At 64.6% G+C, this 12,807-nt stretch carries 11 protein-coding genes and 1 pseudogene; 6 read left to right on the top strand and 6 right to left on the bottom strand.

Annotated features, from left to right (window positions below):
* Positions 1 to 117 precede the first annotated feature (117 nt).
* The 4 genes and pseudogenes from AC04SI_RS00700 to AC04SI_RS00715 all read right to left on the bottom strand — a co-directional run bounded on the left by AC04SI_RS00700 (position 118) and on the right by AC04SI_RS00715 (position 4,564).
* The gene (locus tag AC04SI_RS00700; protein ID WP_404274858.1) at positions 118 to 1,659 is read right to left on the bottom strand and encodes a DegQ family serine endoprotease; all 1,542 of its coding nucleotides are present in this window, start codon (positions 1,657 to 1,659) and stop codon (positions 118 to 120) included.
* 218 nt (positions 1,660 to 1,877) lie between these two features.
* Positions 1,878 to 2,612, bottom strand: coding sequence for an MBL fold metallo-hydrolase (locus AC04SI_RS00705; RefSeq protein WP_404274860.1), 735 nt, complete (start codon positions 2,610 to 2,612; stop codon positions 1,878 to 1,880).
* A gap of 28 nt (positions 2,613 to 2,640) precedes the next feature.
* Positions 2,641 to 3,803 (bottom strand): annotated as a pseudogene (locus tag AC04SI_RS00710) (diphosphate--fructose-6-phosphate 1-phosphotransferase).
* A gap of 98 nt (positions 3,804 to 3,901) precedes the next feature.
* Positions 3,902 to 4,564 carry a L,D-transpeptidase gene (locus AC04SI_RS00715; protein ID WP_404275352.1) on the bottom strand — a complete coding sequence of 221 codons (663 nt, stop codon included), beginning with the start codon at positions 4,562 to 4,564 and terminating at the stop codon, positions 3,902 to 3,904.
* A 325-nt stretch (positions 4,565 to 4,889) separates the two neighbouring features.
* Here AC04SI_RS00715 and AC04SI_RS00720 point away from each other — a divergent pair, with 325 nt between their 5' ends.
* From AC04SI_RS00720 to xylB, 3 genes are all read left to right on the top strand, one after another.
* Positions 4,890 to 5,513 (top strand): LysE family translocator, encoded by a 624-nt coding sequence (locus tag AC04SI_RS00720; RefSeq protein ID WP_404274863.1) that lies wholly within the window; start codon positions 4,890 to 4,892, stop codon positions 5,511 to 5,513.
* Positions 5,514 to 5,636: 123 nt separating this feature from the next.
* On the top strand, positions 5,637 to 6,959 hold the full coding sequence (locus AC04SI_RS00725) for a tetratricopeptide repeat protein (protein ID WP_404274865.1): 1,323 nt from the start codon (positions 5,637 to 5,639) through the stop codon (positions 6,957 to 6,959).
* 82 nt (positions 6,960 to 7,041) lie between these two features.
* Complete coding sequence (gene xylB / locus AC04SI_RS00730; RefSeq protein WP_404274867.1) at positions 7,042 to 8,496, top strand: xylulokinase; 1,455 nt, start codon at positions 7,042 to 7,044, stop codon at positions 8,494 to 8,496.
* 32 nt (positions 8,497 to 8,528) lie between these two features.
* Here the strand turns inward: xylB and AC04SI_RS00735 are convergent, their stop codons facing one another.
* Positions 8,529 to 8,891 carry a nuclear transport factor 2 family protein gene (locus tag AC04SI_RS00735; protein ID WP_404274869.1) on the bottom strand — a complete coding sequence of 121 codons (363 nt, stop codon included), beginning with the start codon at positions 8,889 to 8,891 and terminating at the stop codon, positions 8,529 to 8,531.
* A 110-nt stretch (positions 8,892 to 9,001) separates the two neighbouring features.
* Here AC04SI_RS00735 and xylA point away from each other — a divergent pair, with 110 nt between their 5' ends.
* Both xylA and AC04SI_RS00745 read left to right on the top strand, forming a co-directional pair.
* Complete coding sequence (xylA, locus tag AC04SI_RS00740) at positions 9,002 to 10,327, top strand: xylose isomerase (RefSeq protein WP_404274871.1); 1,326 nt, start codon at positions 9,002 to 9,004, stop codon at positions 10,325 to 10,327.
* A gap of 201 nt (positions 10,328 to 10,528) precedes the next feature.
* Positions 10,529 to 10,732: a hypothetical protein gene (locus AC04SI_RS00745; protein ID WP_006202320.1), complete on the top strand. Its 204-nt coding sequence runs from the start codon at positions 10,529 to 10,531 to the stop codon at positions 10,730 to 10,732.
* An 85-nt stretch (positions 10,733 to 10,817) separates the two neighbouring features.
* On the opposite strand, the gene AC04SI_RS00750 is transcribed toward AC04SI_RS00745, so the two are convergent.
* Positions 10,818 to 11,798 carry a GlxA family transcriptional regulator gene (locus tag AC04SI_RS00750; RefSeq protein ID WP_404274873.1) on the bottom strand — a complete coding sequence of 327 codons (981 nt, stop codon included), beginning with the start codon at positions 11,796 to 11,798 and terminating at the stop codon, positions 10,818 to 10,820.
* Between the two features lie 77 nt (positions 11,799 to 11,875).
* Here AC04SI_RS00750 and bcoG point away from each other — a divergent pair, with 77 nt between their 5' ends.
* Positions 11,876 to 12,793 (top strand): 3-dehydrocarnitine:acetyl-CoA trimethylamine transferase BcoG, encoded by a 918-nt coding sequence (gene bcoG, locus AC04SI_RS00755; protein ID WP_404274875.1) that lies wholly within the window; start codon positions 11,876 to 11,878, stop codon positions 12,791 to 12,793.
* Positions 12,794 to 12,807: the final 14 nt, after the last annotated feature.

The following is a 12,807-nucleotide window of genomic DNA, read 5'->3' on the forward strand; positions in this document are numbered from 1 at the left end:
CGCTGCGTTCGAAATCGACCGCAGCCAGTGTTCGCGAAGATATCCCGACGGGCAACAGGAATCTTGGGCAGCCCGACGGGCTCACCGCCGATGCGGCAAGCCTGTCGAACTCGTCCCTCAGCCGGCGGCGAAGGGCACCGCGACGAAGATCTGCGCGTCGCCGCGATCGACGAGCAACAGCACAGATTTCCTGCCGGACTTGCCGGCCTGCGCGATCGCCTGGTTTGCCTGCCTGGCGTTCTTCACCGGGGTCTGGTCGACACCGACGATGACATCGCCCGGCTGGATGCCGGCGGCCGAGGCCGCCTTGTCCGGATTGACGCGCTCGACCAAGGCGCCGCGCTGGTCGTCGGTCAGGTTCAGCTGCTCGCGAACATCCGGCGTGAGGTCGGTGAGGCCGAGGCCGAGAGACGGCACGCGCAAGGCCTGCTCCGTGGACTTGCCGCCATTGCCTTCGGCCGATGCGGTCTGCACGTCATCGCTGTTGCGTCCGACATCGGCGGAAATCTGCATGGTCTTGCCGTCGCGCCAGACATTGAGCATTTCCCTGGCGCCCGGTGCTACGTCGGCGACGGCACGCGACAGGTCTTTCGGATCCTTTATCTCCCGGCCGGCGAAGCCGGTGATGACGTCGCCGGTCTTGATGCCCGCCTTCGCGGCCGGCGATCCGTCGGTGACCTCGGAAACCAGTGCGCCGCCGGGATGGTCAAGGCCCATGGCGCTGGCGACGTCCGGCGTCACCTCCTGGATCTGGACGCCGAGATAGCCATACTGGATGTCGCCGCCCTTCATCAGCTTGGCGACCACCTTCTCGGCCTGGTCAGACGGGATGGCGAAGCCGACCCCGACGCTGCCGCCATTGGGCGAATAGATCGCCGCGTTGATGCCGACGACATTGCCCGCGACATCCACCAGCGGGCCGCCGGAATTGCCGTGGTTGATCGGCGCGTCGATCTGGATGAAGTCGTCGAACGGACCGCTGTGCAGGTCGCGGCCGCGCGCCGAAACGATGCCTGCGGTGACCGTGGTGCCGATGCCGAACGGGTTGCCGAAAGCCAGCACCTGGTCGCCCGGCATTAGCTTGTCGGAATCGCCCCATTTGACGGTCGGCAGGGACTTGTCGGCCTTGACCTTGAGCACGGCGAGATCGTTCTTGGCATCGCGGCCGACCAGCTTGGCGGGAAGCTCGGTGCCGTCATCGAGCGTCACCTTGATCGAGGTGGCGCCATCGATGACGTGATTGTTGGTGACGATGGTGCCATCCGAGCCGACGATGAAGCCGGACCCAAGTGCCTCCGCACGCTGCGACTGTTGCTGCGGCGGGGTCTTGGGCATGGGTGTTGCCTGGTCGCCGAAAAACTGACGGAAATAGTCGTCGAAGGGCGAACCGCCGTCGAAGGGGGAGTCTTCGCTCATCGTTTCCGGCTGCGCTTTCATGACGGTGGTGACCGTCACCACCGCCGGCTTGTCGGCCGCCACGATCGGAGCAAACGAGCCGTTCGGCGCCTTTATGCCGGCGACGGGGGTCTGGGTTGTCGGAACGGTGCTGCTTGCGCCCATATTGTTCGCACTCTCTGCGAAGGACACCACGAAGGGGGATAGGATCAGCGCAGCGCCCAGCAAGGCCGCGACGCGATGTCTGCGAAGGATATCTGACATGGTCGTCTGTCCGGGCGAGAGTTGATCCGGCGCCGTGGCCGCTTCTCCCGTACGGGAAACCGGCCATCCGGCGTGTCGACGGTTGCGATTGCCTGTCTCGCCTGGCATGGCAGCCGACCGGATCGACAGACCTGCATCTAGGGTCTGGATGGGTCCGAATTAGGGTTCTTGTGCCATCTTACGAAGATTTAATGTCCGCGGGCGCTTCGGTCGGCGCATCAACGCCCATTGGTGCGCCTGAGATAGGCCGAGGCGATCTCCCGCATCCGCTTGCCGTCGAAGCTCGGCCCGTGCCCGCCATGGCCGATGCGGATCGGCAGGTCGAGCAGCCGCTGCATCGTGCGACGATAGGCGGCGCGGTCGGAATCCGGCAGGTCGTCGATCAGCATGCCGTCATAGATGGCATCGCCGGCGAAAAACAGGCCGTCGGCCTCGTCGAACAGCGCGATCGAATCAGGCGAATGTCCCGGCAGGTGCAGCACCTTGAACTGCCGGTCGCCGAGATCGACGACATCGCCCTCGGCAAGCGTCCTTGTCAGCGGTGCCGGCGGGATCCTGTAGTCGGCCGCTTTCCAACTGGGCGCCGGCAATTTCGAGACGGCGCCGTCGAGATTGTGGAACATGTAGGCGTAGGTCACCGCCTCATCCATGCTATCGAATTTTTCGGCGCTTTGCTCCGGTCCCGCCCGCAGCGGGAATTCGTGCAGCGAGCCGACATGGTCGAGATGGATATGGGTGGCGACGACCAGCAGCGGCTTGCCGGCGGGCGTGTCAATCTGGGGCGCCAGCGGGCAGATGCCCATGCCGGTGTCGACGAGCAGGTCGACGTCGCGGCCTTTGAGATGCCAGATGTTGGCGCGCACGAAATCGTGCACGAACGGCTCGGTCAGCATCGTCGTCCTGGCGTCGATACTGGTCTTGCTGAACCAGTCGCCCAGCACACGTTCGTCCATCAGAGTGGCACCCACCAGACTGGCGCCATCAGACGAAGGGCTTTCCGACCTTGTATTTTTCCGGCACCAGCCGCCTGAGATAGGCCATGCCGGCCTCGGACAGTTGGTTGACATCGGGCTTCATGAAATCGTCGGGCATGTGGCGCGTCTTGCCGGCGACGTTTTTCAGCGGCACCTTCTTCAGCACGGTCTTCGTGCCGTCATATTGCAGAGCCACCGAGCCCCCACCCTCCTCGGCGACGGCAACGGCGAAGGCGCCGGCATCGAAGGCCTCCTTGGCGTCAACGGCGCTGATCGCGCCGACATAGCCGCGCGGCATATAGCCGAGTGCATCGACACGTGCGCGCTTGCCAGGCAGTCCCTCGGCCAACGCCCGTTCCAGCGCTGCCGGCAGGTCGCTGCCCGACAGCTTGACGTTGCCATGGGCATCGCGCTCAAGCTTCTCCGGTGGCACCAGGCTTTCGACCAGTGCCTTGCCGTCGGCGGTGCTGACGCCTTCGGATACGGCGACGATGCAGCGCTTGTGGCGGTCGAGCGCGGCGCGCACGTCGTCGATGAAGCCGGCGGCCGAGAACGGCCGCTCCGGCACGTAGACGAGATGCGGGCCGCTGTCGGGGTCTGCCATGCGGCCGCGGCTGCGGTGAGGAAGCCGGCGTGCCGGCCCATGACGATGCCGACATAGATGCCGGGCAAGGCGCGGAAATCGAGATCGACCGAGAGGAAGGCCCCGGCAACGAACTCGGCCGCCGAGATGAAACCCGGCGTGTGGTCGTTCTCCTCGAGATCGTTGTCGATGGTTTTCGGCGCGTGCACGAAGGCCATCGTGCCGCCGGCGGCGTCGGTCAGGATCTGCTGCGTGCCGGACGTGTCATTGCCTCCGATATAGATGAAGGCGTCGGCTCCGGCCTTCTTCAGGCCGTTGAGGATGACCTCGCAATAGGCCGCGTCTGGCTTGTCACGCGTCGAGCCCAGTGCCGCACTCGGCGTCGCCGCGATCAGCCTGAGCTGTTCCTCGGAGATGGCCGAGAGGTCGGCATAGTTGCCGTCACGAATGCCGCGCACGCCGTGGATCGAGCCCAGCACCTTGGCGCCGGGATGCCGCTTGCGGATCTCCAGTGCTGCACCAACCATGGTCTGGTTGATGACAGCGGTCGGTCCGCCGCCCTGCGCGATCACAAACGTTCCTGACATTCTTCAATTCTCCCGATGGTGGCTTCGCAGGCACATTCGCCTGTCTTGCGGCATCACGCAACGGGAGAGTCAAACGGCTGCGAGCAGCCGTCGAACGATCAGACGACGACGACCGGGTTCTTCTTGGAAACGCGGCTGTAGAGGTCGATGATGTCCTGGTTGATCAGGCGCACGCAGCCCGACGACATCGCCTGGCCGATGCTCCACCATTCGGGCGAGCCGTGGATGCGGTAGCCGGTATCCTTGCCGTCCTGGTAGATGTAGAGCGCCCTTGCACCGAGCGGGTTGGTGAGGCCGCCGGGCTGGCCGCCCTGCCATTTCACCAGCTCCGGCTTGCGCGCGATCATTTCAGGCGGCGGCGTCCAGACCGGCCATTCCTTTCCGTACTGGATGTTGGCGCGGCCGGACCAGCGGAAGCCGTCCTTGCCGATTCCGACGCCGTAGCGGATCGCCTCGCCGCCGGGCTGCACCAGATAGAGCATGCGCTCCTGCAGGTGCACGACGATGGTGCCGGGCGCCTCGCCGGTCTTGTCGACGACGATCTGGCGGCGAAATTCCGCCTTGACCTTCTGATAGGGCACTGCCGGCACTTCGAATCCGCCATCGGTGAGCGAGGCGTACATCACGTCCGGGCCGGTGATGTTCTTGTCGACGCTGATCGCGGGACGGATTGGCCGCACCGAGCCGGTGGTGGTGTCGTCGAGCTGCAGCTGCGGCAGGTCGAGCGTCTGGCTGCAGCCGGCCATGCCGAGCAGCGCCATGGCGCCGGCGCCTGAAAGCACCGCGCGGCGGGAAAGCAGATTGTCGGCTTCGATCGCGTCGCCATTCACTGGCGGCGTCAGATTTTGCGGCTTACGCATGCACCCAAACCCTACGCTGTCGGCGGAAACACGGTCCGGCCGGATAGGGCCAGTTTCGCCAATCATGGTTGAAAAAGCGTGAAGAGCCGGACTTTGGTCTTAACCCTGTTCGGCTGTCACCCGCGCGGGCAAGGCGAAACGGCCCGCCTCGGGATTTCGAAGAAGCCTCTTTACATTTTTGCGCGCCCAAGGATTTATCCTTTTCTTTGCGCTCAAGGAGACACCGATGTCCTTCGAAAACTGGGCCGCCTTCGCCGCCGCCTCCACCATCCTTCTCGTCATTCCGGGCCCGACCATCCTTTTGGTCGTGTCCTATGCGCTGGGCCAGGGCTGGCGCACGGCGTTGCCGATGGCGGTCGGCGTGGCGCTGGGCGATTTCACCGCCATGACGTTGTCGATGCTGGGCATCGGCGCGCTGCTGGCGGCATCGGCCACCGTTTTCACGGTGCTGAAGGTGATCGGCGCCTGCTACCTGATCTATCTGGGCGTAAAACTGTTCCGCGCCGGCGGCGCGCTCAAGGCCGAGCCGCGCACCGACGTGGTGTCCTCGGCGAAAATGATGGCGCATGCCTGGCTGGTAACAGCGCTCAACCCCAAGAGCATCACCTTCTTCGTCGCCTTCCTGCCGCAGTTCCTCGACCGGCACGCGGATTTCTGGACGCAGATGCTGGTCTTCGAGACGACCTTCCTGGCGCTCGCCTTCGCCAATGCCTTCGGCTATGCGCTGATCGCGGCCAGGGCACGCAATGTCGTGCGCAATCCCAAAGCGATCCGCATCTTCAACCGCACCGGTGGCACGCTGCTGGTCGGCGCCGGCATCGCCACCATGGCGGTGCGCTCGGGTAATTGAGGCGGAAGAATTCGCCTGCCCTGCCTGATTTTGCTTGCTCGATGGGGCCTGGGCCCAGGGTTGGCGTGCCAGCTTTTGTTGGCCTAAGATAGGCTGGCCTCGGCATCTGATGGAGGGCAAGGCATGGCGGTCAAGGACGCATTCGGCCTGACATTGTCGGGTGCGACGGGGGCCGGTTTCGCGCCCTACGCCCAGGCCGTGCGCGAACTGCAGTGCTTCATTGGCGATCCCGTCGCCTCAGCCGACCGCGCCATCGCCGAAAACCCCGATTTCGTCATGGCGCATGTCTTCAAGGGCTATCTCTTCGGCCTCGCCACTGAGCGGGCGGCAAGCCTGGTGGCCAAGGCTTGTCACGAGGCTGCGCTGCCGCTTGCTGCGACGCCGCGCGAGCAGGCGCATGTCGCGGCCCTCGGTCATCTCGCCGCCGGCCGCTGGCATGAGGCCTCGCGAACGCTCGAGGACATCGCCATCGACTTTCCGCTCGACATGGTGGCGCTGCAGACCGGGCACCAGATCGATTTCTTCACCGGCAATGCCCGCATGCTGCGCGACCGCATCGGCCGCGCGCTGCCCTTCTGGCAAAAGGACATGCCCGGCTACCACGCCGTCCTCGGCATGCAGGCCTTCGGGCTGGAGGAGATGGGCGACTATGCGCGCGCCGAAAAGCTTGGCCGCACGGCGGTCGACATCGAGCCGCGCGACGGCTGGGCGCAGCACGCCGTTGCCCATGTCATGGAAATGCAGAGCCGGCAAAGAGACGGCATCGCCTGGATGCGCGCCAACCCGGAGGCGTGGACGAAGGACAGCTTCCTGCAGGTGCACAATTGGTGGCATCTGTCGCTGTTCCACTACGATCTCGGCGAGACCGACGAGGTGCTGGCGCTCTATGACGGGCCGATCTACGGCACGCCGTCGACGCTGGCGCTCAACATGGTCGATGCCTCGGCGATCCTGTGGCGGCTCTATCTCGGCGGCGCCGATGTCGGCGACCGCTGGGCAGCCCTTGCCGCCAACTGGCCCAAGGCCGGCGCCGGCAATTACGCCTTCAACGATGCGCATGCGATGATGGCCTTCGTCGGCGCCGGCCTCGAAGCGCCGGCCAAAACCCTACTCGAAGCGCAGCGCGAGGCGATGCGCGGCAACGACGACAATGCTGCCTTCACCCGGGATGTCGGCCATCCCCTGACGCTCGCCATCAAGGCCTTCGGCGACGGCAACTATGCCGAGACGGTACGCCTGATCCGGCCGATTCGCGCCATCGCTCAACGCTTCGGCGGCAGCCACGCGCAGCGCGACGCTATCGATCTCACTTTGATCGAGGCGGCGCTGCGTTCCGGCGACCATGCCCTGTCGCGGGCGCTAACGGCGGAACGCACGCTGGCGCGGCCGGACAGTCCGCTCTCGGCATTGTTTTCGCAACGCGCCGCCGAATTGTCCGAGAATTGACCGGCGGCGAATCTTGCCTTAAAAACTGGCCAAGCCAGATTTTTTCGAGACCCGAAAAAAATAATGGCAGTGGGAGGGAAGCATGTATCTCGGCCTCGATCTGGGCACGTCGGGCGTCAAGGCGCTGTTGATCGATGCAGGTCAGAACGTCATCGGCTCCGGCCATGGTTCGCTCGACGTGTCGCGGCCGCATCCCGGCTGGTCCGAGCAGGATCCGGCCGACTGGATCGGTTCCTGCGAGACGGCGATCGCCGAGCTGAAGGCGTCGCATCCAAAGGAGCTTGCCGCGCTCAAGGGCATCGGCCTCTCCGGCCAGATGCATGGCGCCACTTTGCTCGATGCCGCAGACAAGGTGCTGCGCCCTTGCATCCTGTGGAACGACACGCGCAGCCACGCCGAAGCGGCCGCGCTCGATGCCGATCCACGCTTTCGCGAGCTCACCGGCAACATCGTCTTCCCCGGCTTCACCGCGCCGAAACTCGCCTGGGTGAAGAACAACGAGCCCGATGTTTTCGCCAAGGTGGCGAAGGTGCTTTTGCCCAAGGACTTTCTGCGGCACTGGCTGACCGGCGAGCATATTTCCGAAATGTCGGATTCGGCCGGCACCTCCTGGCTGGATGTCGGCAAGCGGTGCTGGTCCGCCGACCTTCTCGCCGCGACCTCGCTCGACGAGAAGCAGATGCCGTCGCTGGTCGAAGGCACTGCGAAAGCCGGCGGCCTGCGCGCCGAACTGGCCTCGAAATGGGGTGTGTCATCAGGCATCCCGATCGCCGGCGGCGCCGGCGACAATGCGGCCTCGGCCTGCGGCATGGGCACGGTGGGAGCCGGCCACGCCTTCGTCTCGCTCGGCACGTCGGGCGTGCTGTTTGCTGCCAACGCCTCCTACCTACCCAATCCGGCAAGCGCGGTGCACACGTTCTGCCATGCCTTGCCGAATACTTGGCACCAGATGGGCGTCATCCTCTCGGCCACCGATTCGCTCAACTGGCTGTCGGAGATCACGGGCAAGGGCGCTGGCGAACTGACTGCCGAGCTTGGCGATACGCTCAAGGCGCCGAAAGGCGTGTCTTTCCTGCCCTATCTCTCGGGCGAACGCACGCCACACAATGATTCCGCCATTCGCGGCGCGTTCACCGGGCTGGCGCATGAGTCCAGCCGCGCCGTGCTGACCCAGGCGGTGCTCGAAGGCGTCGCCTTCGCTTTCCGCGACAGTCTCGAAGCGTTGAAAAAGGCCGGCACGACCTTGACGCGGGTGACGGCGATCGGCGGCGGTTCGCGCTCGCGCTACTGGTTGAAGGCGATCGCCACCGCGCTGCAGGTGCCGGTTGACATTCCTGCCGAAGGCGATTTCGGCGCCGCCTTCGGTGCGGCCCGGCTCGGGCTGATCGCCGCGGCCGGCGCCGATCCGCTTGCCGTCTGCACTGCGCCGGCCACCGACGCCACGATCGAACCGGATACGGCGCTGATCGGCGCCTATGCAGACGCTTATCACCGCTACCGGTCGCTTTACCCGGCGATCAAGGGCGCCACGGCATGAGCGGGCTTTCGCCCAGGCCGTGGCATCGCGGCTCACTGCGCCGGCACCTTGTCGAGGAAACCGGTGACGCTCTTCAGGCGGCCGTTGTCGATGACGCCGATGTCGGTGCCTTCGATCACGGATTCGGTGCCTTCCGGCCCGAGGTTCCACGAGAAACGGATCGTGTCGCCAAACCCGTCCGGTTTGCCCTTCAGCGAGAAGCGGAAGCCGGCAAAGCGCTGCTGCATGCCGTCGATGAGTGCGGCGACACCGTCGTGGCCGTCGCCTTGCATGATCGGATCACGGTAGCTGACATCCTCGGTGAAGGTCGCTTCCAGCAGAGCCTGCCGGCGGACGGCATCGCTCTCGTTCCAGGCGGTGATGTAGTTTTGGGCGATCGTGTTGAGGTCGGTCATGGTCTGTCTCCTTCGTTGAGTGGCTTTGACACCAGCCTTTTCGACCAGCGGAAGAACGAAACCAATTACGCCTGAGGTAATCAGGGCGAACTATCGAGAGGACAAAAATCATGAGCAGCGGATTTTTCGGCGACATCCAGAGGATCAAGTATGAGGGACCGGATTCGACCAATCCGCTGGCCTACCGGTTCTACAATCCCGACGAGGTGGTGGCCGGCAAGCGGCTGGAAGACCATCTGCGCTTCGCCGTGGCCTACTGGCATTCCTTCGCCTGGCAGGGCGGCGATCCCTTTGGCGGCCAGACCTTCGACCGTCCCTGGTTCGCCAAGGCCGGCGGCATCGACACGATGGAGTTGGCCAAGCTCAAGGCGGACGTCGCATTCGAGATGTTCTCGCTGCTTGGCGCCCCCTATTTCTGCTTCCACGACGCCGATGTCCGGCCGGAGGGCAAAGATTTTTCGGAAAGCGCCGCGCGCCTCGACGAGATCGCCGACTATTTTGCGGGAAAGATGAAGCAGACCGGCGTCAAGCTGCTGTGGGGCACCGCCAACCTGTTCTCGCACCGCCGCTTCATGTCGGGTGCGGCCACCAATCCCGATCCCGATGTCTTTGCCTATGCGGCGGCGACGGTGAAAAGCTGCATCGACGTCACCAAGCGGCTGAAGGGCGAGAACTACGTGCTGTGGGGCGGACGTGAGGGCTACGAGACGTTGCTCAACACCGACCTTGGCCGCGAGCAGGAACAGGCTGGCCGCTTCCTCAGCCTCGTCGTCGACTACAAGCACAAGATCGGCTTCAAGGGCACCATCCTGATCGAGCCGAAGCCGCAGGAGCCGACAAAGCACCAGTACGACTACGATGTCGCGACGGTGTACGGCTTCCTCAAGCGCTTCGGGCTGGAGAAGGAGGTCAAGCTCAACGTCGAGCAGGGCCACGCCATCCTGGCTGGCCATTCCTTCGAGCACGAACTGGCGCTGGCCAATGCGTTGGGCATCTTCGGCTCGATCGATATGAACCGCAACGACTACCAGTCGGGCTGGGACACCGACCAGTTCCCCAACAATGTCCCGGAAATGGCGCTGGCCTTCTACCAGGTCTTGCTGGCCGGCGGCTTCAAGACCGGCGGCACCAATTTCGACGCCAAGCTGCGCCGCCAGTCGCTCGATCCGCAGGACCTGCTGATCGGCCATATCGGTGGCATGGATTCTTGTGCACGCGGGCTCAAGGCCGCCGCCCGCATGGTCGAGGACAAGGCGCTGTCGGGACCGCTGGCCGAACGCTATGCCGGCTGGAATTCGGCCGAGGCCAAGGCGATGCTGTCGGGCAAACGCACGCTGGAGGAGATCGCCGAGCGTGTGGTGAAGAAGAAGATCGAGCCGCAGCCGCGCTCGGGCCGCCAGGAACTGCTCGAGAATATCGTCAACCGCTACGTCTGAGCGCGAAATTTCGTCCATACCCTTTCCAGGGGCGGCCAAGCATTGCTGCCCCGGAACGGCTTTGCGCGATGGGCGGGACCGACGACACGGTTCTGCCCCGCATCGCCCCTCAATCGCCTCGCTCTTGCCTTCAAACAGCCGTCACGGATCTCGTATAAGGATGGCTCCTGTGGCGGGTGAAGAAGAAGGAGGCGAACCGATATGCAGCACGAACGCGAAATCGACGCCCTACTCTCGTCCGGCGAGACCGGATCGATCATCGATCGGCTGATGGCGTTGCCGAGACCTACCGACGATGTGAAGAACGAATGGGATCGCGCTGTCAGCAGCCGATTCGAAGTCCGTCTGGCGAGACAGATGCGCTCGCAGATCGACAACGGCAGCGATCGTCAAAACGCTGCTTGAGCCACCAAAGCGCTCCGCGCTTTGGAATCTTTGTTCCATGCATGTCGTTGTCCCAAAACCGCTACACACTTTTGGGCGACACGCACTATCCCCGGCGCAGCCTGACCGGCGCTTCGCCGAAAGCTCTTGAAAACGCTCTGGAAAACGCTGCGGCGGACGAAAACCCCGTCCGCCCGGCGATGTCTGCCATGGCGACGCGCGTATCGACCACCAGCCGGCGTGCGGCACCCAGCCTGAGCCTGAGGTAATAGGCGCCCGGCGTCTCGCCGATCGACTTGCGAAAAATGCTTTCCAGCGTCCGCGCCGTCACCCCGGCGCGCTTGGCCACCGCGGCGGTGGTCAGCGGCTGGTCGACATGCGCTTCCATCAGCCGGATGGCTTGCGCCAGCCTGGGATCATAGCCGTCAAGGCGGCCAAGCGAGACCAGCGGCTGCGCGTCGGTGGCGGCGCGTGCCTGGTCGTAGATGAACACGCTGGCGACATCGAGCGCCACCGCCATGCCGAGCCGCGTGCGAATCAAATGCAGCATCAGGTCGAAGGTCGGCGAGGCGCCGCCCGAGGTGAAGACGGGACCGTCGATAACGTAGCGGTCGGGGCGCACGTCGACGCCGGGAAAGGCCGACGAAAAATCCTCCATGTCTTCCCAATGGGTGGTGGCGCTGCGCCCTTCCAGCAGGCCGGCGCGTGCGACCAGCCAGGTGCCCGCCTCGACGCCGCCGCAGGCTCGCGCAGCACGCGCCGCGCGGCGCAGGCCGGCAAGCAGCGCCGACGTGGCATAGTTCTGCGTGCCGAAACCGGCGACCACGATAAGCACGTCGGTGACTTCGTTGGCATCGAAGCGGCCGCTGACCGCAACCGGCAGGCCGCAAGTGGTGACCGGCGCCTCACCGGTCACCGAAACCAGTTTGAAGTCGAACAGTGTCTCGCCGGCGATGCGGTTGGCGGCGCGCAGCGGATCGATGGCCGAGGCCACGCACATGATCGACGAGCCTGAAAACACCAGCAGCGTCACCTTGAGCGGTGAACGCTCGGCGCGAAAGATTTCAGATTTTTCGCTTTTGATCATATCCCCTTCGTAAAACGCAAAACAGTTTCCGACAAGTAGCGCAATGTTGTCGTCTGTTTCGATTGGGAGGAAATTTCATGCCGCTCGCAATGAACCGTGAGGTCTTCATTACCTGTGCCGTGACCGGGTCCGGCGGCTCGCAGGACCGCAGCCCGCATGTGCCGCGTTCGCCCAAGCAGATCGCCGATTCGGCGATCGACGCGGCCAAGGCCGGTGCGGCGATCGTCCACTGCCATGTCCGCGATCCCGAGACCGGCAAGCCTAGGCGCGACGTGCATCTCTATCGCGAAGTCACCGAGCGCATCCGCGACGCGAACGTCGACGTGGTGCTAAACCTGACCGCCGGCATGGGCGGCGACATGGTGTTCGGGTCGCCCGAGGCGCCGCTGCCGCTGAATGAAAAAGGCACCGACATGGGCGGCGCCACCAACCGCGTCGAACATGTGCGTCAGTGCCTGCCGGAGATCTGCACGCTGGATTGCGGCACGATGAATTTCGCCGAAGCCGACTATGTCATGACCAACACGCCAGGTATGCTGCGCGCCATGGGCGGCATGATGACGGCGCTCGGCGTCAAGCCGGAGATCGAGGCCTTCGACACCGGCCATCTGTGGTTCGCCAAGCAATTGGTCGAGGAAGAGGTGCTGAAGCCCGACGCGCTGGTTCAGCTCTGCATGGGCGTGCCGTGGGGGGCGCCCGACGACCTCAACACCTTCATGGCCATGGTCAACAACGTGCCGTCGACCTGGAACTGGTCGGCCTTCTCGATCGGCCGCAACCAGATGGCTTATGCTGCCGCCGCGGTGCTGGCCGGCGGCAATGTCCGCGTCGGGTTGGAGGACAATCTGTGGCTCGACAAGGGCGTGCTGGCGACCAATGCGCAACTGGTCGAGCGTGCCGCCAGCATCGTCACCAATCTCGGCGCTAGGATCCTCGGGCCGGAAGAAGCGCGCCAGAAGCTCAACCTGACCAAACGGGCGCCGATCGCCGCGTAGTTTGGAGGGTGTCG

The sequence above is a fragment of the Mesorhizobium sp. CNPSo 4689 genome (assembly GCF_057784325.1).

Bases quoted from the DNA above. Each gene is read 5' to 3' on its own strand.
- AC04SI_RS00700 (WP_404274858.1), bottom strand. From the start codon at position 1,659: ATGTCAGATATCCTTCGCAGACATCGCGTCGCGGCCTTGCTGGGCGCT.
- AC04SI_RS00705 (WP_404274860.1), bottom strand. From the start codon at position 2,612: ATGGACGAACGTGTGCTGGGCGACTGGTTCAGCAAGACCAGTATCGAC.
- AC04SI_RS00715 (WP_404275352.1), bottom strand. From the start codon at position 4,564: ATGGCGCTGCTCGGCATGGCCGGCTGCAGCCAGACGCTCGACCTGCCG.
- AC04SI_RS00720 (WP_404274863.1), top strand. From the start codon at position 4,890: ATGTCCTTCGAAAACTGGGCCGCCTTCGCCGCCGCCTCCACCATCCTT.
- AC04SI_RS00725 (WP_404274865.1), top strand. From the start codon at position 5,637: ATGGCGGTCAAGGACGCATTCGGCCTGACATTGTCGGGTGCGACGGGG.
- xylB (WP_404274867.1), top strand. From the start codon at position 7,042: ATGTATCTCGGCCTCGATCTGGGCACGTCGGGCGTCAAGGCGCTGTTG.
- AC04SI_RS00735 (WP_404274869.1), bottom strand. From the start codon at position 8,891: ATGACCGACCTCAACACGATCGCCCAAAACTACATCACCGCCTGGAAC.
- xylA (WP_404274871.1), top strand. From the start codon at position 9,002: ATGAGCAGCGGATTTTTCGGCGACATCCAGAGGATCAAGTATGAGGGA.
- AC04SI_RS00745 (WP_006202320.1), top strand. From the start codon at position 10,529: ATGCAGCACGAACGCGAAATCGACGCCCTACTCTCGTCCGGCGAGACC.
- AC04SI_RS00750 (WP_404274873.1), bottom strand. From the start codon at position 11,798: ATGATCAAAAGCGAAAAATCTGAAATCTTTCGCGCCGAGCGTTCACCG.
- bcoG (WP_404274875.1), top strand. From the start codon at position 11,876: ATGCCGCTCGCAATGAACCGTGAGGTCTTCATTACCTGTGCCGTGACC.